We start from the raw sequence: 20296 nt of genomic DNA on the forward strand, positions 1-20296 counted from the left end.
CCCAACAGCTCCAGCACCAACCGCTTCAGATCGGCGTTCGACAGGCCATCAAGATCCGGGGCCGGTGACATGCAGGGGATTGAATCAGAATTGTCGCTGCGCCGGAACCCCGACCCGCCAGCTCAGCCCGGACTTTTGCCAATGTTACGGAAAATGCCGGTAACCCTTTGATCTTGTTGGTGAGCGCGCTGGGACTCGAACCCAGGACCCTCTGATTAAAAGTCAGACGTTCTTCGCTATCGTAGTGGACCAAGCCTGGCCTGCCGCAACTGGTGCAAAAGTATAATGGCTCAACTGAGCAGGACTTCCAGGATCTTTTCCACGACCCACCTCATTGGAAGACCAGACAAGGATGCAGGGTGAACGCAATGGGCCTCACCGGCGCAGTGAGGAAATGGCTGGGCGCAGTGATCCGGATGCTCGGCATCGCTGCCCGACCCGTGCAGGAGGCGCAAGGCGAAAGAGGCGTGGTCATCCATCCCTACCGCGGATATGGATCCCGCTCTGAGGTTTTCCTAATTGGTCGGGTGTTCCGGCAATCGAGCCCGCACTTGGAGACCGGACGGGGAGACCTCCTGACTAACTTACGCAATATCGGTCGGCGCATTGCCCGCCGCACGATCCCCAATGCTGTCGTGACAGCCCGGTTCTATGGTGCTGAAGAGACCTTCACCACCGATAAGGACGGCTATTTCCGGATCCATCTCTCCCCTGCCCTGCCGCCCCCGCCCGGCCGTTCGTGGCACACCATGGGACTGATGCTGCAGCAGCCCCAGGCGGTTCAGGCGCAGGCTCAGATCTTCATCCCACCCGCCAGTTGCCGGTATGTAGTTATCAGCGACATCGATGACACGGTCATGTACACCGGTGTCGCCAACAAGCTCAGGATGCTGTGGCGCCTGTTCGTCGAGGACGCGCAGAGCCGGGTGGCTTTCCCAGGGGTCGGGGCGTTGTACCGGGCCCTGCACGCTGGCGCCTCCGGCGACCAACAGAACCCCATGCTTTATGTCTCACGCGCACCCTGGGGCATCTACGAGGTGCTGGAGGAGTTCTTCGATAAGCATGGCATCCCAGTTGGCCCAATCCTGTTCCTACGCGAATGGGGCGTCTCCTGGACAAGTCCGCTGCCGCGCAAGGCCGAGGACCACAAGCGCGAGCTGATCCACAACATGCTGGCGCTTTATGGTGAGCTGCCCTTCATTCTCATCGGCGACAGCGATCAGCACGATCCCGAGATCTACCGTCAAATTGTTGAGGAGCATCCCGGGCGGGTGCTGGCGGTCTACATTCGCAATGTCTCACGGGATCCCAAGAGGACCAGAGAGATTGAGGACCTCGCCAAGGTTGTAGCTGGTGCTGGCAGCAGCCTGGTGCTGGCAGCCGACAGCGTGGCGATGGCCGAGCACGCTGCGAGCCTTAGTCTCGTTTCCCCAGAGACTGTCTCTGAAGTCCGGAACGAGAGAATGGCTACCGATCCGACTGAGCCTGAGTCGCAGACCTACGGCATTCAGAAGTCTACTCCGACGAGGACAGCAGAGGCTGTAGCGCAGGGTGACTTGCAGGATCTGATTGAGAGCGGATCCGAGCCAATGCCGCCCAATGTGATTGTCAAGACGCAGGCGCAGGAGCAGCTCAAGGAATCCTGATAGGCTGTGAGTGGCTGCTGGCTCACAATGCCAACCTTCAGGCGATTGGAACCTTAGCCGTTCTCAGCAGTCATCCTTGTGCAGCGCTTCAACCCAGGCCTGAACAATACCCGGAGGCTGATCGATGGTTAGAGCCATCTCATCCATGATTGCACTGCTCGGCGGCATCGTCCTAGCCGAACCAGCCGTCGCCGAGGTGTCGATCGTGATCGACAAGACGACACAGCGCATGACCGTGTCCGTCAATGGAGAGCAGCGCTATGCCTGGGCGGTCTCGACGGGCACGGTCGATTACTCCACACCGGCCGGCACATTCACGCCTTCACGGCTGGCCCGGGTGCATTACTCCCGGGAGTGGGACAACGCACCCATGCCGCACGCGATCTTCTTCACCGATGCGGGCCATGCCATTCACGGCAGCCGTGCCACGAACCACCTCGGGGCCCCAGCCTCGCATGGCTGCGTGCGGCTGGCGCCCAGGCATGCAAGCATTCTGTTTGATCTCGTGATGGTAGAAGGACCCGAGAACACGCGGGTCGAGATCACCGGAATGGACCCGATCGGCACAGGGCTGGCGGGCGGGAATGGTGCCGGAAGTGACTACAGCCGCCTGACCAGCTTCGATCCACTTGAGGACGGGATTATGTCCGGCGGTAGCGGGCGTCGCTCTCAATCTGAGATTAGCAGAAATCCCTTAGGCGGCCGGCTCACTATAACAACAGGGCAGTGATGCCGAGCGGGTGCGCCGCGCCAGATCGGCAGATACCGGTCCAGCGAGCTTCGGTTGAAGATCTTCTCGGGCATGCCTCAAGCCCCTAACCCTCTGTTAACGCTGCTTCACAACAACTCTCTGGGACTAGGAGCCTCGGTCGGCTGGAGGGGTTTGCTGAGCAGTCAGGTTTTCGAGGAATCCAATGATCAGGAACGCCCTCCCCTCACGAGTCTTGTTGCCCTGTTGATGACTGCCGGATGGCAGCCTGCTGCGGCTGCCAGTTTCGACTGCTCCGAAGCTGAGACTGCTGACGAGAAGGCAGTGTGTGTCGATCGGAAGCTGAACGACGAGGATGTCGAGATGGCAGTCCTCTACACCCAGCTCAAGCCGTTGCTTGGCATCCGTGCCCCCAATACTGAACAGCGAAGTGCGGGAATGCTTAGTTCATGCGCTTGACGAATGTGGCGATGCGGGGTTCCGTAGCAAATACAACTGATGCGCAGAACCTTGTCTGAAGGCAACGTAATGGGCATTCGGCTCACGATCGCCCTCGGTAAAACGCGGTGACGGCTCCAGTCCAGGTACCTGGACCATACCCGCAACAACATGGTCCAAAAGAGCGCGAACTTTGCGGGGGACAAACCGCCCTGACGAATAGACCGCATGCAGGTCCATCGGCGAATAGGCGTAGTCTTCCATAACCCGCACTAGCTCACCGCTCTCGAGCAGGTCCTGAACCAGCGGCAGTTGCACTCCGCCAACGCCGAGCCCTGCTCGCAGCGCTTCCATAAGAACGAACGAGTTATTTGCCCGGAAGCTTGATTTGACATCGACCGCGACCGGACCCTGAGGGCCGATCAGGGTCAGATGCTCGCCCGCAGCCGTCCAGCTGAAGCGGACATGGTCGTGCCGGGCGAGTTCGTCCGGCGTTGTCGGACTCCCATGGGCCGCGACATAGCCCGGTGAAGCGACGAGGATCCGCGATACCGATCCAAGCTTCCGCGCGATGAGCCCTGAGGAGGCGAGTGTTTCGAGACGCAACGCCACGTCCACGCCCTCCTCAATCAGATCGGCCAGATGGTCGTCGAGGATCAGTTCGACCATGAGACCCGGATGTTGGCGATGGAACTCCACAATGAGCGGGGCAAGATACCTCTGTCCCAGTCCGCTGGGTGCCTGCACGCGCAGACTGCCCTTGAGCTCGCTCGAGAGACTGAGGAGGTCGTCCTCGACCTCGGCCACCTCGTCCAGGATCTGCCGAGAGCGCGCAAGGTACGTCTCCCCGCTTGCCGTCAGCGTCAGCTTGCGCGTGCTGCGGTTGAGCAGGCGGGTCCGGAGATGACGCTCAAGACCTGCAATCTGCTGGCTCACAGCCGGCTGCGTCAGGCCGAGTTCACGAGCAGCCGCCGATAGGCTGCCCCGTTCCGCCACCCGCACGAAGGTGGCCATTGCCGCGAAGCGGTTCATCAGGGCCCATCTCAAAGTATTGCTTATCAATGATAGTAGAGGGAACCGCCTACGCAAACAATGGTGAATAGCTCATGTCTTCTCCCGACAACACACCCTCGCAGTGCGGAACAGGAGATCGACATGGAGTACAGACGTTTAGGAGCCTCCGGCTTGCAAGTTCCGGCCCTAAGCTTCGGGGCTGGAACCTTCGGCGGCCAGGGCCCCCTCTTCGGTGCGTGGGGACAAACGGATGCGCAGGCGGCGCGTCGGCTGGTCGACATCTGCCTGGGGGCCGGTGTCACGCTGTTCGATACAGCCGACGTATACTCGAATGGAGCATCCGAAGAGGTTCTAGGCCAAGCGATCAAAGGCCGCCGGGACAAGATCTTGATCTCGACCAAGACCAGCCTGCCGATGGGGGAAGGACCGAATGAGGCAGGCTCCTCCCGCTCTTACCTGATCAGGGCATGCGAGGCTGCTCTGCGCCGACTTGGCACTGACTATATCGACCTCCTTCAACTACACGCCTTCGACGCAGGCACCCCTGTCGAGGAGCTGCTGGCGACCCTCGACGGTCTCATCCGGGCTGGAAAGGTCAGGTATGTCGGCGTTTCCAACTTCTCAGGCTGGCAGGTAATGAAGTCGCTGGCTGCTGCCGACAGGCATGGTTGGTCACGCTATGTTGCCCACCAAGTCTATTACTCACTGGTCGGGCGCGACTACGAGTGGGAACTCATGCCGCTTGGGCTGGATCAGGGCGTTGGAGCCTTGGTGTGGAGCCCGCTCGGCTGGGGACGGCTGACCGGGATGATCCGGCGGGGACAGCCGCTGCCGCAGGGCAGCCGGCTGCACGAGACCGCAGGCTTTGGTCCTCCAGTCGACGATGACCAACTGTTCCGTATCGTAGACGTCCTTGATGGGATTGGGGAAGAGACTGGCAAGTCTGTACCTCAAATCGCCATCAACTGGCTGCTGCAACGGCCGACGGTGTCTTCGGTCATTATCGGTGCCCGCAACGAGGAGCAGTTGCGCCAGAACCTAGGTGCTATCGGCTGGACACTCACGCCCGACCAACTGGCGCGGCTGGATACGGTCAGTTCTGTCACGGCACCCTACCCGTACTTCCCTTACCGCCGCCAGGAGGGCTTCGCGCGATTGAACCCACCAGCTGTCTAACGCCACAGCACTCAGCTACCCTCGATGACAGGTGACAGTCCGCTTGGAATGGCTGTCGGCTATGCGAGACCAGCAGGATCGTTCACACGTGTGATGCGATCAAACGCGGCCAGTGCATGGGCCACAACCGCCGTCAGCTCCTCGCGGGTGGCACCATCCCGCGCCTGGATCGAAATTCCATGCACCACCGTGGCGTAGTAGGCTGCAAGCGAAGCGGCATCCGCATCCGGCGGCAACAGACCATCAGCAATCGCAGCCTCGAACTTCAGCCGCAGGGTATCCTGCAAGGTGCGGCGCATCTCCTTCAGTTCCTGCCGGATCCCGTCATTTTCAGGAGCGCAATGGGTGGCACCCAGCGCAATCATGCAGCCCTGGGGCCGCCCCTGTTGCGTCGAGCATCCGATGGAGGCGTTCAGCATGCCCGCCAGCCCCTCCCGCAAGGTTGGGGCCTCCATGAGAGCGCGGAAGGTCCCTGCTGCCGCTGTCTCACTGAAGTGGCACACCGCCTCCAGATAGAGAGCCTCTTTTGACCTGAAGGCAGCATAGAGGCTTGGCGAGCTGATGCCCATTGCGGTGGTGAGATCGGTCATGGACGAGCCCTCAAAGCCATGCTGCCAGAACACCTCCATGCCCCGCTTGAGGGCTACGGTGCGGTCAAACGCGCGCGGACGGCCTCGGGACGACATCAGCTCTCCTTTTCTGTGCTGATCATTATATAAATCGATTGACAGCCTTCCGCAACTCGCTCACCATTTCTGTGTCGATCAACACATAAATGAGTCGAGCATGACTTCGAACAGCAAACGCGTCGCATTGGTGACCGGTGGCAGCAGGGGCATAGGCGCGGCAATCGTCCGGCGCTTCGCAGCTGACGGCATTGAGGTTGCCTTTACCTATACGACTAACGCCCGGCTCAGCGGATCAGGCTGTCACTCAGGTCTTCGAGGCCGGTGGGCGGGCTAAGGCCTATGCTGCGGATGCGGGAGACACCGACGCTATCCAGGATGTGGTTCGTCAGGTTGTGGCCGACTTCGGCCGTCTTGACATTCTCGTGGCCAATGCCGGGATCATGGTGAGCGGTCCTCCTGAGGACGTCACCGTTGATGCTTTTGATCGCCTGATGGCCGTCAACGTCCGCGGTGTCTTCTTCGCCGCGACCGCCGCTGCACAGGTCATGTCGGAGGGTGGCCGGATCGTCAGCATCGGCAGTTGTCTCGCCGAGCGCAGCGCAGCGCCGGGCCCGGCACGACAGCCTATACGCTCTCCAAGGCTGCTCTGGTCGGCATGACACGTGGCCGTGCCCATGATTTCGCCCCTCGAGACATCACCGTCAACCTTGTGCATCCTGGGCCGACTGACACCGATATGAACCCCGCCACCAGCGAACGAGCTGCCAGGCAGAGGACCAAGATCGCTCTGGGCCGGTACGGTTCGGCGGATGAGATTGCCAGCGCTGTCGCTTACCTAGTTAGCCCGGCAGCGAGCTTCGTCAGCGGTGCGACACTGGCGGTGGACGGCGGCTTCGCAGCCTGACCCTATCGCAGAACAATCCAGAACAGTTTGGCGACTACGGTGCGGACCTCCTTTCGGAGGCGCCGGGTCCTTCGCTTGTGCTTCTCACCGTGTGAGTGACCGCAATCACCATGCGTCTCAGCACGAGCCATCAGGCCTTCGTATTGGATCACAAAAGGACGATCAGATGATTGAAATGTGTGAAGCCGAGGGGGCACCTCAGACGCAGGATCAGCCTGCTTGGGGCGCTGTGTTTGCTATGACGCTGGGCGTCTTTGGCCTGGTGACGGCTGAGTTCCTGCCTGCCAGCCTCTTGACACCGATGGCAGCGGATCTGGGCTTCACTGAAGGAATAGCTGGGCAGGCTGTGACCGCAACAGCGGTTGTTGGCATGATGACAAGTCTCCTCATCTCCGCCGCCACGAGCCGGATTGATCGCCGTATCGTGCTCCTAGCTTTCTCGGTCCTGCTGATTGCCTCAAATCTGCTGGTGGCTTTCGCGGTTGACCTGCCCCTCCTCCTGCTGGGCCGTGTGTTGCTGGGCATCGCGATTGGTGGATTCTGGACCATGTCGGCTGCGGTGACGATGCGGCTTGTGCCGGAGGTGCATGTACCCCGAGCCCTGTCAATGATCTTCAGCGGCGTCTCGGCGGCAACGGTTCTTGCGGCACCTGTCGGCAGCTTTCTGGGTGACATCATCGGGTGGCGCAGCGTGTTCGTGATTGTCGCGGCCTTGGGTGCTGTGACGCTAATCGTCCAATTCATGTCTCTCCCGCGCATGGCACCCACCGGTCTGACAGGTCTGCGCACGCTCATCGATGTGGTGGCGCGTCCTGGCGTGGCGGTTGGCATGATCGCCGCGATGCTGATCTTCAGTGGGCACTTTGCCTTCTTCACCTACATCCGTCCGTTTCTTGAGACCGTCACGGGGGTGGGGATCAACACCGTATCAGCTATTCTACTCGGATTTGGGAGCGCCAACTTCGTCGGTACACTGCTGGCCGGAGTACTGCTCGGGCGCAGTCTGCGGTTGACCCTGACAATTATGCCGCTGCTGATGGGTGTTCTTGGGCTGGGCCTGGTTGCTTTGGGTAGCTGTCTGGATGCGAGACCTCCTTGGCATGAGCGATGACCTGGAGGGCTGGCGGCAACGCGTCTGCATCGGGTGGCTTGTAGCGGCGGTTGGCGAGCTTCGGCTCGGCGGCCAGGCGGCTGCGCACCACCTCATCCGGTGCTCGCCCCTTCAGCACGCGCTGACGTCTCCTGTTGTAAGCCTGATTGAAGCCCTTGAGCAGCGTCTCGAGATCCCGATGGCTATAGATCGTGATGCCGAGCACCTCGCGCTGCACCCGCCCGTTGAAGCGCTCCACGAGACCATTGGTTTGCGGTGTATACGGCTTGGTCCTGCGGTGCTCCAGCTTCAGCTGGCGGCAGGCCTCTTCAAAGCCATCGGCGGTAAAGCAGGATCCTCTGTCGGTGAGCACGTGCGTGATCTTGAAGGGAAACGCGCGGACCGCCTCTTTCAGGAAGGCGACCGCGCTGGTGGCCAGCTCATCGTCCTTGACGGCCAGATGCACCCACCGTGAGCAGCGGTCGATGGCCACATACAAATAGCGCTTGCGGCGCTCGCCGTTGGCGGTCTGCAGCTTGGGCAGGTGCTTGATGTCGATGTGCACGAAGCCGAGATCGTAATCCTTGAACGTGCCGCTCCGGCGCTGGCGCTGCTGCGCCGGGGGCAATCGTCCCAGACCCTCGGCCTTGAGGATGCGGTAGACGGCATCGCGGTTGAGATGCGGCAGGAAATGGCTGACCACAAACGTGAGGTCATCGAGCGGAAAGCCGGTGGCCTGGCGCAGGGCACAGACGATGGCGCGCTCCTCGTCCGTGGCTTTCCAGGGCAGCTTGTGCGGCCGGCTGCTATGGTCCTGGCAGTCCTGGGCTCCGCGCTTGCGCCACTTGCGGATGGTCTCGGTGCTCACGCTGAAGCGCTGGGCCAGCACGCCGGTGGGCTCTCTCGAGCGGGCGATCTCCTGGCGGACAGCGGGGGTGGTGCGGGCTTGCGGATGAAGGGAGTGCATCACGTCCTCCTGCGGTGAGAAGCTCGGCGTCGCAGGCCGTCAAAGCGCCAAGTGTACTCCTCAATGGCGTAACGCACCCGATCCCAACAACGTTCCGCCACCAAACAGGTAGCAGCCCCATTCCCGTCGCTATCATGGTGGGACTTTGGGGGGCTGCCTTCGGTGCCGTACCGGTGGCTTGGTCGACTTGGCTGACCCGAACCGTTCCTGACCAGGCGGAGAGCGCAGGCGGCCTGCTGGTTGCGGCCATTCAGCTGGCGATTGCGATTGGTGCTGCCGCTGGAGGGGGAATTTTCGATGTGAGCGGGGCAACAGGGGTCTTTGCCGCCAGCAGCGCGTTATTATTGCTGGCCACGATGAGTATCCTCGTCGGCATTCGCTCACGTACAGCGGCCATCGCAAGATATTGAGGCCGTCGCCGCAAATCAGCCCGTGGCGAAGTGGGCAGCACACACCTAAGTCGCCCGGGGTGTTCGAGTTGGAGAAGAGAACAAGGAAGTAATTATGGATACTCGCGTCCAACACCGTCGGATCAAGATAGGCAATATCGACACTTTTTACCGCGAGGCGGGATCGGAAAGCGCACCCGTTGTTCTGCTCCCACACGGTTATCCCTGCTCGTCCTACGAGTTCCGCAATCTCATGCCAAGATTGGCCGACCACTGGCGACTGATCGGGCCGGACTACTCCGGCGCCGGCTATAGCGAAACGCCCGATGACTTCGACTACAGCTTCAACGGTTACGCCGACTTTCTCGACAGCTTCGTGAAAGAGTTAGGCATCAACCGCTTCGCCCTCTATCTGCACGATTTCGGATCTCCGATTGGCGCCCGGCTGGCGATCAAGGCACCCGAGCGCGTGGTGGCGCTCATCCTGCAGAATGCCGACATCCCTTACGAGGATGCGCTGGGGCCGAAATATGCCGACATCGAGACGACCTGGACACTTCCAGCTTCCGAGATGCGAGGGAAACTGGCTGAGGCAATTAATGAGGTGACGTTTAAGGAAGAGTTCCTGAATGACGTCAGGCCCGAACTGGCCGCCAAGATCCCTCCCGATTTGTGGAAGCTGCACTGGTCGTTGATGACGCCCAAGCGCAAGGAGATCGCCGTCAGCCTCATAGCAAGCTTAAAAGAGAACCGCGGCTGGTTTCCGCACTTTCGGAAGTACCTCAGCGAGCACCGCCCCCCGACGCTGATCGCTTGGGGCCCACAAGACCATTACATGCCTGAAAAATCGGCCCGCGCTTATCTTCGCGACCTACCCGATGCCGAATTCCACCTGCTGGACGGCGGCCACTGGCTGCTGGAGACCAACCTTGACGAGATGGTGGCGCTCATCCGCAACTTTCTCGACCGGGCGTACCCAGATCCAAGTTGAGCCAAAGGACTGTCTGCTATGCCCCGTCCCAAAGGCCGCTGATGCCGGAATCGTGGAGCAAACCGTCGCGTTCTAGGGCTCGAACACCTTTCGCAAAAGGGTGACGATCCGGGCGGCACATTTGCCTTGCGGATCCAGGTCGGGGTCGTAGATCGTCACCGTCATGCCAGCACGGAGTTTCTGCTGCATGAGTGTACGCAGAAGATCGATTAGATCCGTTTCGTCGATGCCAGGACTTCCTGGGCTGTCGACGGCTGGCATCACGGCCTGATCGAGTACGTCGACATCAAGATGAATCCAGAAAGGCCAAGCCGGCAGCTTTCCAAGAACCGCCAATGTCCGTGCGATCACCTCAGTTGGACCAAGATCGCGCGCGGTGAACACGTTGAGCCGTGTGATGGCCGTGTCATTGATGTCCGTCCAACTGAAATCAGCATTGCGGCCCTCGCGTTCACCAATCTGCACGACCTGCTCATCAGCAACCAAGGGAGCAGCCGTCATGGGCCATTCCACCAGCAGTGCCTCTCCCCGTCCGGTCGCCAGCGCAAGATCCATGCCGGCGACAGCGCCCGGCACCTCCGCTGCATTGGGTTCTATCGCAACTCGGGAATAGGGATGAGAAAGCAGCAGGTGGATCGTAAAACCCTTATGCAGCAAGCAGGTGGGGGATGCCGCGGTAACTTTTGGGCAGCAGCTTCTGGCTTAAGAGCGCGGGTATGACCAGGCCCGTCAGCTACAAACGCCACCGCTTCCCACCTCAGATCATTGCCCACGCGGTCTGGCTCTACTTCAGGTTCCCATTGAGCCTGCAACTGACTGAGGAGATGCTGCTCGAGCGCGGCATTCTTGTCTCATATGAGACTGTTCGGCGATGGGCTCTGAAGTTTGGACCGGATTACGCCCGCCGCCTCAAACGCAAGAGACCGAGCCGGTACGACATTTGGCATCTCGACGAAGTCGTGATCACGATTGCCGGCAAGAAGAACTGGCTGTGGCGGGCAGTGGATCAGGACGGCTATGTCCTCGATGAGGTCGTCCAAGCCCGCCGTAACACCAAAGCGGCCAAGCGCTTGCTGAAGCGTCTGTTGAAGAAGCAGGGTTGTCCCCCTCGGCGGATGATCACGGACAAGCTGGGCACCTATGCTGCCGCCCAGCGTCAGATCATGCCGACGGTTGAGCATCGCTCGCATAAGGGGCTGAATAACCGGGCCGAGAATTCGCATCTGCCATTCCGGCGACGAGAGCGGGTGATGCAAGGCTTTCGGTCGCCCAGGCACCTGCAGCGGTTCATCAGTGTCTTCTCGGCCGTCCGCAATCTTTTCGTTCCACCCCGCTCCCGGCGCTCCGCTCCTGCCACCCATCTCCACCGCCTCAACGCCATGGCGGAATGAAATCTGTGGCCAACATTGCTGCGTGAGCCTGTCCGGCGACCAAATCGGCCTCAGCGCGCATGGCGGCAGTTAACGTGACAACGCCGCCCATGTCCTGGAGGCTTGGGTTCACAACGTGTGATGCTCGGCAGCATTAATGTTGGACGGATGGCAGAAGAGGTTTGCCACCTGATCATGAACCGAGAGAAAACGCTGGGCCCGCCCAGCCGACTTGAAGCACTTCATGATGCGCTCGCGTCGTCGCAAACTCGTTAGCCACACGATGGCGCTGCTGCCGTGTCAACGCAGTGGTCTCTCGTCGCTGGCCTTCGCAAAGCTGATTGCAGCCTAAAACCCGCACATCGGGTTTGCTAGCTTCTCTCGTAGCTATTCTCAGCGACTTGACAAACTCTAGGTCAGCATCTGAAGGTCGGCGTCGATGGCAATCGCCTGACCGGAGATGGTTCGACCACGAGGTGAGCACAGGAAGACGATCTGGTCGGCAAGTTGCTGGGCCGTCACGTATTCCTTCAGCGATGCATTCGCGAGCGCCTTTTGCTCCATTTCCTCAAAGGGAACGCCATGCTGCTGCGCCTTGGCCTCCAGCACGCGGCGTTGCCGATCGCCAGCCACGATCCCAGGCAGGATCGCGTTCACCCGAATACCGTCCTGTCCAAGTTCGCGGGAGAGAGATTTCGTAAAGCCGATCACGGCCCACTTGGCCGCCGCGTAGGGGGAGCGCAGCGGAAAGCCGAACCGTCCTGCGGCGGACGAAACGTTGATGATCGACGCATTCTGGCTCTTTCTTAAGTGAGGAACTGCCAAACGAGTGCAGTTGAACTGCCCGGTGATGCACACGTCCAGGCAGCGGTCCCAATCCTCGGGATTGATCTCCTCCACCCGCCCGGTTGGCCCCGCGATGCCGGCGTTATTGATGAGAACGTCGAGCCCGCCCAGAGTCCCCAGAGCATCCTCGAAGACCCGGGTCATATCAGCCCGGTCGGCCACGTCCCCATAGGACGTTGTCAGCTTCGGATCGGATGAAGGGATAGCCTCGAGGGCGTCGCGGTCCATGTCACAGGCGTGCACCCGCGCCCCTTCGCGGAGAAAGGTGCGGGCAATCTCGAGCCCGATGCCAGCCACACCGGCCGTTACCAAAACACGCAGCCCGCCAATGTCGAGATCCATAGTAATCGTCTCCGTCGTTATGACTTTTTATTGAAGCCGGCAAACTTGGCGGCCGATGTGATTAGGTGGCATTCCAGAGTCTGGCATTGGCTAATCCATCAGGCGCCCGGTGCTCTCGATGAAACTGGCGGCTCCCTCAATATCGTCCGTCAGCGCCTTGCGAGCAGTCGCCCCGTCCCCGGCCTCTACGGCCGCCAAGAGGCGTCGATGCTGCTCTGCCGCGCCGCCTGTACGAAGTCGATCCGGTGATATTTTGAGGTCGAAATTGAGCACCGGCCCGATCTTCAGCCATAGGCCCTCGACGATGCCAACCAGAGTAGGAAGACCTGTGGCCCTGTAGATAGCGAAGTGGAATTCCTTGTTGGCCCGTACAGCTTGGTCGGCCTGCGGGTCCGGGCTGCGAGCCTGGTCCAGAAAGGCCTGTTCGAAACGCCGCATGACGAAGATGTCAGCGTCCGAACGGTTGCGCGCTGCCTCCTCAGTGGCAAAGCCCTCGATGGCCAGCCTGACGGCCGTTAGTTCGCGAAAGCGCACGCGGCTCATCAATGGCACGCGGACCGCGCGATTGGGCAATACCTCAAGGGACTGGTCCGACACCAGACGGGCGACCGCTTCGCGCACTGGCATGATCGATACGCCAAGCGTTTCCGCGACGCTGCGAAGTGACATCTTTTGCCCAGGAGCGAGTTCACCGCTCATCAGGAGCTCACGCAATTCGGCGTGGACGCGCTCACCTAGGGTAACCCGTTCAAGTCGGCCGATCTGGGTGATCGCCGCTGGCGTCTTGGTAATTCGGGGGCTCGACAAGTTGCTCATCTTAAGACAATCTAACTGTGATCACAGATCGCGGCAAGTAACTGCGACGGCTTTACCTGGAGAAGGAAACGCCAATGGAACAATCTTTAGATTTGACCCGCCGTACGCTCCTCAAGGGAGCTGCCAGCGCCACTGCCCTCGTAGGCATCGGAATGCCCGCCATCGTCAAAGCTCAATCCGATGTGATCCGGATTGGCCATCTCACGCCGGTCACTGGGTTCCTCGGTCCGCTCGGAGAATTCGCCCAGATGGGCGTGAGGCTCGCGGCCGAGGAGATCAACGCAGCCGGCGGCGTCCTCGGCCGTCCGATCGAGCTCGTGATTGAGGATTCAGTCAATCCGCAGACCGCCTCGGCCAAGGCCGAACGCCTGATCGAGCGCGACAAGGTTGCGATGATTATCGGCGAGATTTCGTCCGCCTCGGCGCTTGCTATCGGTCAGGTTGCCAACCGAACCAAGACCGTGTTCATCAACACGGGCGCCAACTCGGATGCGTTGCGCGGCGCGAGCTGCAACCCATTCATGTTTCATATCGAGGCCGCGAACTCGATGATGGTACTGGCTGTGGGCAACTACCTGAAGAGCGAGAACATGATCAAAGGTAAGAAGTGGTATTCCCTGACCGCCGATTACGCCTTTGGTCATGATCTCTTCCGGGTGGCCAAGAAGTTCGTGACTGAGAACGGCGGTGAGTTCGTCGGCGAGGAGCTAGTTCCGACCGACGCCACTGACTTCAGTCCCTATCTCTTGAAGATCCGCCAGGCGAGGCCCGACGTGGTCGCGTCGAACCTCGCCGGCAACCAGATCACGAACTTCATCAAGCAATATGCCGAGTACGGCCTGCAGTTCCCGATCACCGGCTTCGGCTTCGACACGGCGGTCGCCTGGGGCGCAGGCAAGGGCAACTTCTCCGGCATCTGGCCTCTGGTCTGGCACCACCTGGTGGACTCGCCGTCGTCGAAAAAATACGTTGAGGCCTTCACCAAGAAATACGGCAAGCCCCCCGAGAACCAATCCTGGGGCGATTACAACTCCCTCAAGATCGTCGCTCAGTCCTTCGCCGAGCTGAAATCCGTCGATCCGCAGAAGCTTGCGGAGCATCTGCGCAAGGGCGCGAAGTTCGACATTCTAAAGAGCCGCGAAGGCTACTTCCGCGCCTACGACAACCAGATGGTCCAGGAGATGTACGCTGTGCGGGCGAAGGATGCCGACAAAATGAAGGACCAGTGGGATATCTACGACCCGCTGGGCTCTGTCCCTGGGCCGAGCGACAGCCTTGAGGTTCTTGCGCCACCGCAGGACGGTGCGTGCAAGATGCCGGCCTAACGGGTCGCTCAATGGCGAGACGGGACGGCCAAGTGCCGTTTCCAACCTTATCAGGAGCATGACATTCCGTTTTGCTCTTGTCCCGGCTCCTCTCGCAGGATGCCCCATGGCCGGAAAAGGAGCCTTGCTTGGCGATCATCTTTCTCCTTGAGCAGGTGCTGAACGGTCTTCTGGTCGGCGCATATTACCTGCTCATTGCCCTCGGTCTATCGCTCATCTTCTCGCTTGGCGGCATCGTGAATCTTGCCCATGGGGCTTTCTACGCAATCGGTGCCTATCTCGCGGTGTCGCTGGCGCCTTGGATCGGCTTCGGCGGAGCGTTCTTTGCATCGCCGCTGCTCGTTGCCCTGCTAGGCGTGCTGATCGAACGGTTCTTCTTTCAGAAGTTCTACCGGGCAGACCCGATCTTGAGTCTGCTTCTGACCTTTGGTCTTGCAATGATCATCGAGCAGAGCCTGCGGATGACCTTTGGCGCAGCTCCCCTGCCCTTCTCCATCCCGCCCGCGTTGCGGGGACAGGTGTTTGTCGGCGATTTCATCTATCCGCGCTATCGCCTCATCATCTTCGGCGTGGCGCTCGCGGCCGTCACCGCCACTTGGTTCCTGGTCTACCGCACTGCCTTCGGCCGCGTCGTGCGCGCAGGCGTGCAAAACCCGGACATGGTGGGGGCTCTTGGCATCTCGCTTCAACCCTACATGACAGCCGTGGTGGCGCTCGGACTTGGACTTGCGGGCCTTGCGGGCGTCCTGCTCGCGCCGATCTCGGGCGTGCATCCAGCTATGGGGGCTGAGATCTTGACTGCAGCGTTCGTGGTAGTCGTCATTGGAGGACTCGGCTCCTTCTGGGGTGTGATCGCAGCAGCCGCGCTCGTGGGTGTTGTCCGCGGGCTCACCATCTACTTCTTCCCGCCAGCCGGTGAGGCGTCGATGTACCTGCTGATGGCGCTCGTGCTGCTCCTGCGTCCGCGCGGATTGCTCGGCGAACGCATCCAGAAATTCGAGTAGGCTCTATGCGCAAGGAATATTGGCCTCTCCTGATTGCGGCACTGGCGCTCGCAGTGCTGCCGTTCGTCCTCGATCCTCTTGGCCTGCCCCTCCGCTCGTCCATCGACGTGGTGCTGTTTGCCATTGCATGTTTAGGCCTCAACGTTCTGGTCGGCTATACGGGTCTTGTCTCCTTCGGCCACGGCGCATGGTTCGGGCTGGGGGCCTATGCCGCGGCGCTGAGCCAACTCAACTGGTTCCCGGGTGGCGTCATCCTGCCGGCGCTTTTTGCGATCGTGTTCATCGGCGCGGCATCGTTTCTGCTCGGCGCCCTCATCCTGCGCCGGCGCGGTGTCTATTTTTCTCTGCTGACGCTTGCCCTGACGGCCATGCTCTTCGCTATCGCGTATCGTTGGACGGCGCTGACAGGGGGTGAAAGCGGCCTTGGCGGAGTGGTGCGAGCCAACACGCTCGGCCTCAACCTGGGTTCGGACTGGACGTATTACTGGGTCGTCGCTACCGTCGGTTTGGTGGTCTGCTTCCTGCTGGTGCGCTTTCACAACTCGCCTATTGGTAGCGTCCTCGTGGCGATCCGCGAAAACGAGCAGCGCGCGCGGTTTCTGGGCTACCCGACTAATCGCTACAAGCTTGTCGGGTTCGTGGTCTCGGCAACCGTCGTTGGGCTTGCGGGTGTCCTATCCGTGTTCAACCACCGCTTCGCATCGGCCGAGCCTTTGTCGGTGGCTTTCTCGGGTGAACTGATCGCGATGGTGGTGATCGGCGGGATGCGCAGCTTTCTCGGACCGGCACTCGGCGCCCTCTTCTATATCCTCTTCCGCGAATTCCTGTCGATCTGGACCCCACATTGGCTGTTCTATTTTGGCATCCTCTTCGTGGGCTTCATCATGCTTTCGCCGACAGGATTGGTGGGAGTGGCCCAGAGGATCATGGCTCCCTTCCGGCCTAAAGTGACGGAAGAGGCAGCCATGGCCGGGCGGACGCTCACCGATGAGCCGCTGCCGTCCTTCTTGAGGCCACCGGACCATATGGACGGTGTCATCCTTGAGGCGCGTGGCATCGCCAAGAGTTTTGGCGCGCTCAAGGCGGTCCAGGGCGTCAACATCGCCGTGCGCGACCGATCGCTCCATGCCCTGATTGGTCCCAATGGGGCAGGGAAAACCACGGCCTTCAACCTGATTTCCGGGTTCTATACGCCGGACGAAGGCAACATCCTCCTCAAGGGCCAGTCGATTGCCAGTCTCTCCCCAGAAGCAATCACCCATGCGGGTATCGGGCGCTCCTTCCAGATCACGAACCTCTTTCCTGCCCTGAGCGTGGAGGAAAACCTGCGGCTGGCGGTGCAGGCCCGCCATCCACGGCGCTTCGATCCTTGGACGCACGCCCGATTGATCGACCAGATCGAAACGGAAACTTCTGCAGTGGTCCGTTATCTGGGCGTGGCCGGCATTGAGCACGCCGAGGCGGGTGAACTCTCATATGGCGGACAGCGCCTCCTCGATATGGGACTCGCGCTCGCTACGAAGCCGAGGGTTCTGCTGCTGGACGAGCCTCTCGCAGGGCTCGCCGCTGCTGAGCGCCAACGCATCGGCGACATCATCAAGCGCATCTCTTCGGACGTGCCGATGCTGCTTGTGGAGCACGATATCGACCGCGTGTTCCAGATCGCGGACGCCATCACAGTGATGAACGAAGGGCAGGTCCTCGTGGACGGAACCGTCGAGGATGCGCGCTTGAGCCCGAGGGTGCAGGAAATCTATATCGGCTCGGGAGCGGCGACAGTTGCGGCAAAGCCCAGGGAAAGCGCCGTTGAACCCGCCATGCTGCTAACCGCCAGCCACATCAATACCTTCTACGGCAAGAGTCACGTGCTGGTCGATGTGTCATTCGACGTTCACCAGCACGAGATCGTGGCGCTGTTGGGCCGTAACGGGGCAGGAAAGTCGACGCTCCTCAAGACCCTGACGGGCATTTCACGACCGGCCTCAGGCTCGATCACCCTCGACGGTCATGAGATTGCAGGACGCCCGTCTCATGAGATTGCCCGCCTCGGCATCGGCTACGTGCCGCAGGGGCGCGGGCTCTTCGCCGGGATGACCGTGGGCCAGAACCTCGAACTCGGTAGGCTCAAGCGTGAGACCGGGCATGGCGTGCGGTGGAATCTCGACAGGATCTTCGAGTACTTTCCCCGTATCCGCGAGCGGATCGACACCCCGGCCGATTTTCTTTCTGGAGGTGAACAGCAGATGGTGGCGGTCGCCCGCGCGCTCTCGGGCGACGTGAAGGTGCTCCTCTTGGACGAGCCCTTCGAAGGTCTTGCGCCGACCATTGTCGAGCAGCTCTTCGAGAGCTTTGACAAGCTTCGGCACGAAGTCTCGATCATCATCGTGGACCACCACCTCGATCTTGCGCTCGCTCTGTCCGATCGGACGGTGGCTCTGGAACGAGGACGGGTCATTCATAAGGGCCTATCAAAGGATCTGCGCGATGATCTCGCGCTTCGCCGCAAGGTGTTGTGGCTTTAGGTCAAGAAGGGGAGGCTTGAATGGCAAGTGTTGCGATCATTGGCGCCGGGCTGATTGGCCGATCCTGGGCGATCGTGTTCGCCCGGGCGGGCTGGCAGGTACGTGTCACGGACCCGGAGCCCCGAGCTCTTGAGAGCGCGCCCCCCCTCATCCGCGAGGGGCTTGAAGAACTGGCTGTCCACGGCCTTATAGCGGACCCGGCGCTCGCGATGGAGCGTGTCGCGTTTGTACACTCCCTTGCGGATGCGGTCAGCGGCGTGGACATCGTTCAGGAGAATGGTCCCGAAAGCGTTAGTACGAAGCTTGCGATTTTTGCTGAACTCGACCGGCTGTGCCCAGATCACGCTATTCTGGCCTCGTCGACCTCGGCGATCGTCGCATCGCGGTTTACGGAATCGCTGCCTGGTCGCGCCCGCTGTCTGGTCGCGCATCCGGTCAATCCTCCTCATCTGGTGCCGCTCGTCGAACTCTGCGGCGCTCCCTGGTCCGAGCCCGAAATTATCGAGCGGGCCCGCAGAATCTACGAGAGCATCGAGCAGGTTCCGATCATTGTGAACCGAGAGGTCGAGGGCTTCGTTCTCAACCGTTTGCAGGGCGCGCTTCTGGCTGAGGCCTTCCGACTGGCCGGCGAGGGCGTGGTCAGTCCCCAGGATCTCGATAAGACCTTGAAGGACGGCCTTGGCCTGCGCTGGTCTTTTATCGGCCCGTTCGAGACCATCGAGCTCAACGCGCCTGGCGGTATCGCCGATTACTGCAAACGCTATACCGGATTCTACCGCAGCCTCAGTGCAGACCCAGCGAGGCCCGATGTCTGGGATGAGGGCAACGTGAGCCGCATCCTGGAAGCCTGGGGTGGAGCGCCCAGCGCAGACACGCTCGCGTGCCGTTCCGTTTGGCGGGACAAGCGCTTGGCTGCCCTGAGGGCGCACAAGAAATCCCAACCCGAAGCCTGATTTTACGAGAGAATGAGTCCATGGCCCGCAAAGTCATCATTACCTGCGCCGTCACAGGTGCGATCCATACGCCGTCGATGTCCCCCCACCTGCCGATCACCCCTGAGGAAATTGCCGAAGCAGCTATCGGCGCAGCCGAGGCCGGCGCGGCAATTGTGCATCTGCATGCGCGGGACCCGCAAAACGGCAAGCCAGATCAGTCCCCCGAAGCGTTCGCGCCTTTCCTGCAGGTCATTAAGCAACGGTCGAACTGCGTCATCAACATCACGACGGGCGGCGCGCCCACCATGCTGGTCGAGGAGCGCGTCAGGCCGGCGGCCCATTACAAGCCAGAGGTCGCCTCGCTGAACATGGGGTCGATGAATTTTGGCCTCTACCCTATGCTGAACCGCTTCAGGGACTTCAAGTATGATTGGGAACTCCCCTACCTCGAAGGCTCCAGGGACCGGATCTTCCGCAACACCTTCGCGGATATCGAGTACATCCTAACCACCTGCTCGGAGAACGGCACACGGTTCGAGATCGAATGCTATGATATCGGGCATCTTTATACTCTCGCCCACTTCGTGGATCGCGGCATCATCAAGCCACCTCTTTTCGTTCAGAGCGTTTTTGGTCTTCTCGGCGGCATTGGGCCTCACCCGGAGGATGTCGCGCACATGAAGCGCACAGCCGACCGGCTGTTTGGGGATAATTATCAATGGTCGGTGCTCGGCGCGGGTAGAAGCCAGCTCGCAATCGCCGCCCAGGCGGCCTCCATGGGCGGCAACGTCCGGGTTGGGCTTGAGGACTCCCTCTGGATCGGGCCCGGCAAGCTTGCGGAATCCAATGCTCAGCAGGTTAGGCTGGCGCGCCAGATCATCGAGGGGCTCGGCTTAGAAATCGCCACTCCTGATGATGCCCGTGAGATGCTGACACTAAAAGGCGGCGACCGGGTCAACTTCTAGGATATTTAGACGAGGTTGTGTATTCGCAGGCCCTTAATCACGTCCTTTATTGAGTTTCCTCGACGATGCCATTGCCGCTCAACCAACGGTCGCGAACAGAAAGTCGGTATTGCAATCCGGCCGCTTGTTCAGGCACTGCCAAGTTAACGCGACAGAAATTACGCTGAACTATGGTTTTGACAAGAAGTCTTGCGGCATCGGGACGTTCGACCTAAACG

The 20296-nt window shown here is 60.7% G+C and carries 18 protein-coding genes and 2 pseudogenes; 13 read left to right on the top strand and 7 right to left on the bottom strand.

Features of this window, described 5'->3' with window-relative positions:
- The first annotated feature begins 368 nt into the window (after positions 1–368).
- The 3 genes from FS320_RS14565 to FS320_RS14575 all read left to right on the top strand — a co-directional run bounded on the left by FS320_RS14565 (position 369) and on the right by FS320_RS14575 (position 2814).
- A complete protein-coding gene (locus FS320_RS14565) occupies positions 369–1646 on the top strand; it encodes an App1 family protein phosphatidate phosphatase (protein WP_152712616.1) in 1278 nt (425 codons plus the stop codon).
- 124 nt (positions 1647–1770) lie between these two features.
- Complete coding sequence (locus tag FS320_RS14570; protein ID WP_152712592.1) at positions 1771–2376, top strand: L,D-transpeptidase; 606 nt, start codon at positions 1771–1773, stop codon at positions 2374–2376.
- A 54-nt stretch (positions 2377–2430) separates the two neighbouring features.
- Entirely contained in the window at positions 2431–2814 is a 384-nt protein-coding gene (locus FS320_RS14575) for a lysozyme inhibitor LprI family protein (protein WP_152712593.1), read from the top strand.
- On the opposite strand, the gene FS320_RS14580 is transcribed toward FS320_RS14575, so the two are convergent.
- Positions 2803–3825, bottom strand: a complete 1023-nt coding sequence (locus FS320_RS14580; RefSeq protein WP_152712594.1) for a LysR family transcriptional regulator — start codon at positions 3823–3825, stop codon at positions 2803–2805. The genes FS320_RS14575 and FS320_RS14580 overlap by 12 nt on opposite strands.
- A gap of 123 nt (positions 3826–3948) precedes the next feature.
- Here FS320_RS14580 and FS320_RS14585 point away from each other — a divergent pair, with 123 nt between their 5' ends.
- A complete protein-coding gene (locus FS320_RS14585; protein WP_152712595.1) occupies positions 3949–4983 on the top strand; it encodes an aldo/keto reductase in 1035 nt (344 codons plus the stop codon).
- Positions 4984–5042: 59 nt separating this feature from the next.
- Here FS320_RS14585 and FS320_RS14590 read toward each other — a convergent pair whose 3' ends face one another.
- Positions 5043–5669: a TetR/AcrR family transcriptional regulator gene (locus FS320_RS14590; protein ID WP_152712596.1), complete on the bottom strand. Its 627-nt coding sequence runs from the start codon at positions 5667–5669 to the stop codon at positions 5043–5045.
- A gap of 100 nt (positions 5670–5769) precedes the next feature.
- On the opposite strand from FS320_RS14590, the pseudogene FS320_RS14595 reads away from it, so the two are divergent.
- Together FS320_RS14595 and FS320_RS14600 are read left to right on the top strand one after the other, a co-directional pair.
- Positions 5770–6516, top strand: a pseudogene (locus FS320_RS14595) (SDR family NAD(P)-dependent oxidoreductase).
- A gap of 166 nt (positions 6517–6682) precedes the next feature.
- Positions 6683–7627, top strand: coding sequence for an MFS transporter (locus tag FS320_RS14600; RefSeq protein ID WP_152712597.1), 945 nt, complete (start codon positions 6683–6685; stop codon positions 7625–7627).
- Here FS320_RS14600 and FS320_RS14605 read toward each other — a convergent pair.
- Positions 7539–8573 carry an IS481 family transposase gene (locus FS320_RS14605; RefSeq protein ID WP_152712598.1) on the bottom strand — a complete coding sequence of 345 codons (1035 nt, stop codon included), beginning with the start codon at positions 8571–8573 and terminating at the stop codon, positions 7539–7541. The genes FS320_RS14600 and FS320_RS14605 overlap by 89 nt on opposite strands.
- Before the next feature lie 504 nt (positions 8574–9077).
- On the opposite strand from FS320_RS14605, the gene FS320_RS14615 reads away from it, so the two are divergent.
- Positions 9078–9953 carry an alpha/beta fold hydrolase gene (locus tag FS320_RS14615; protein ID WP_152712599.1) on the top strand — a complete coding sequence of 292 codons (876 nt, stop codon included), beginning with the start codon at positions 9078–9080 and terminating at the stop codon, positions 9951–9953.
- A gap of 72 nt (positions 9954–10025) precedes the next feature.
- Here FS320_RS14615 and FS320_RS14620 read toward each other — a convergent pair whose 3' ends face one another.
- Positions 10026–10610 (bottom strand): arginase family protein, encoded by a 585-nt coding sequence (locus FS320_RS14620; RefSeq protein WP_244627144.1) that lies wholly within the window; start codon positions 10608–10610, stop codon positions 10026–10028.
- A gap of 59 nt (positions 10611–10669) precedes the next feature.
- Between FS320_RS14620 and FS320_RS14625 the strand changes: the two genes are divergently transcribed.
- Positions 10670–11344: an IS6 family transposase gene (locus FS320_RS14625; protein ID WP_152712600.1), complete on the top strand. Its 675-nt coding sequence runs from the start codon at positions 10670–10672 to the stop codon at positions 11342–11344.
- A gap of 108 nt (positions 11345–11452) precedes the next feature.
- Here the strand turns inward: FS320_RS14625 and FS320_RS14630 are convergent.
- From FS320_RS14630 to FS320_RS14640, 3 genes and pseudogenes are all read right to left on the bottom strand, one after another.
- Positions 11453–11587 (bottom strand): annotated as a pseudogene (locus tag FS320_RS14630) (IS6 family transposase); the annotation flags it as partial.
- 147 nt (positions 11588–11734) lie between these two features.
- Entirely contained in the window at positions 11735–12511 is a 777-nt protein-coding gene (locus tag FS320_RS14635) for an SDR family oxidoreductase (protein WP_152712601.1), read from the bottom strand.
- A gap of 90 nt (positions 12512–12601) precedes the next feature.
- Positions 12602–13318, bottom strand: a complete 717-nt coding sequence (locus FS320_RS14640; protein WP_244627145.1) for a GntR family transcriptional regulator — start codon at positions 13316–13318, stop codon at positions 12602–12604.
- An 83-nt stretch (positions 13319–13401) separates the two neighbouring features.
- Between FS320_RS14640 and FS320_RS14645 the strand changes: the two genes are divergently transcribed.
- The 5 genes from FS320_RS14645 (at position 13402) to kce (ending at position 20078) form a co-directional block, all read left to right on the top strand.
- Positions 13402–14652 carry an ABC transporter substrate-binding protein gene (locus FS320_RS14645; protein WP_152712603.1) on the top strand — a complete coding sequence of 417 codons (1251 nt, stop codon included), beginning with the start codon at positions 13402–13404 and terminating at the stop codon, positions 14650–14652.
- Between the two features lie 128 nt (positions 14653–14780).
- Positions 14781–15656 (top strand): branched-chain amino acid ABC transporter permease, encoded by an 876-nt coding sequence (locus tag FS320_RS14650; protein ID WP_152712604.1) that lies wholly within the window; start codon positions 14781–14783, stop codon positions 15654–15656.
- A gap of 5 nt (positions 15657–15661) precedes the next feature.
- Entirely contained in the window at positions 15662–18178 is a 2517-nt protein-coding gene (locus FS320_RS14655) for a branched-chain amino acid ABC transporter ATP-binding protein/permease (RefSeq protein WP_152712605.1), read from the top strand.
- A 20-nt stretch (positions 18179–18198) separates the two neighbouring features.
- On the top strand, positions 18199–19131 hold the full coding sequence (locus FS320_RS14660; protein WP_152712606.1) for a 3-hydroxyacyl-CoA dehydrogenase: 933 nt from the start codon (positions 18199–18201) through the stop codon (positions 19129–19131).
- A gap of 20 nt (positions 19132–19151) precedes the next feature.
- Positions 19152–20078, top strand: coding sequence for a 3,5-dioxohexanoate:acetyl-CoA acetone transferase (gene kce, locus FS320_RS14665; RefSeq protein ID WP_152712607.1), 927 nt, complete (start codon positions 19152–19154; stop codon positions 20076–20078).
- Positions 20079–20296: the final 218 nt, after the last annotated feature.

The organism is Microvirga tunisiensis, assembly GCF_009296175.1.
In the GTDB taxonomy this organism is placed as follows: domain Bacteria; phylum Pseudomonadota; class Alphaproteobacteria; order Rhizobiales; family Beijerinckiaceae; genus Microvirga; species Microvirga tunisiensis.

Coding starts and splice junctions, on each gene's coding strand:
- FS320_RS14565 (WP_152712616.1), top strand. CDS start 369: ATGGGCCTCACCGGCGCAGTGAGGAAATGGCTGGGCGCAGTGATCCGG.
- FS320_RS14570 (WP_152712592.1), top strand. CDS start 1,771: ATGGTTAGAGCCATCTCATCCATGATTGCACTGCTCGGCGGCATCGTC.
- FS320_RS14580 (WP_152712594.1), bottom strand. CDS start 3,825: ATGAACCGCTTCGCGGCAATGGCCACCTTCGTGCGGGTGGCGGAACGG.
- FS320_RS14585 (WP_152712595.1), top strand. CDS start 3,949: ATGGAGTACAGACGTTTAGGAGCCTCCGGCTTGCAAGTTCCGGCCCTA.
- FS320_RS14590 (WP_152712596.1), bottom strand. CDS start 5,669: ATGTCGTCCCGAGGCCGTCCGCGCGCGTTTGACCGCACCGTAGCCCTC.
- FS320_RS14600 (WP_152712597.1), top strand. CDS start 6,683: ATGATTGAAATGTGTGAAGCCGAGGGGGCACCTCAGACGCAGGATCAG.
- FS320_RS14605 (WP_152712598.1), bottom strand. CDS start 8,573: ATGCACTCCCTTCATCCGCAAGCCCGCACCACCCCCGCTGTCCGCCAG.
- FS320_RS14615 (WP_152712599.1), top strand. CDS start 9,078: ATGGATACTCGCGTCCAACACCGTCGGATCAAGATAGGCAATATCGAC.
- FS320_RS14625 (WP_152712600.1), top strand. CDS start 10,670: ATGACCAGGCCCGTCAGCTACAAACGCCACCGCTTCCCACCTCAGATC.
- FS320_RS14635 (WP_152712601.1), bottom strand. CDS start 12,511: ATGGATCTCGACATTGGCGGGCTGCGTGTTTTGGTAACGGCCGGTGTG.
- FS320_RS14645 (WP_152712603.1), top strand. CDS start 13,402: ATGGAACAATCTTTAGATTTGACCCGCCGTACGCTCCTCAAGGGAGCT.
- FS320_RS14655 (WP_152712605.1), top strand. CDS start 15,662: ATGCGCAAGGAATATTGGCCTCTCCTGATTGCGGCACTGGCGCTCGCA.
- FS320_RS14660 (WP_152712606.1), top strand. CDS start 18,199: ATGGCAAGTGTTGCGATCATTGGCGCCGGGCTGATTGGCCGATCCTGG.
- kce (WP_152712607.1), top strand. CDS start 19,152: ATGGCCCGCAAAGTCATCATTACCTGCGCCGTCACAGGTGCGATCCAT.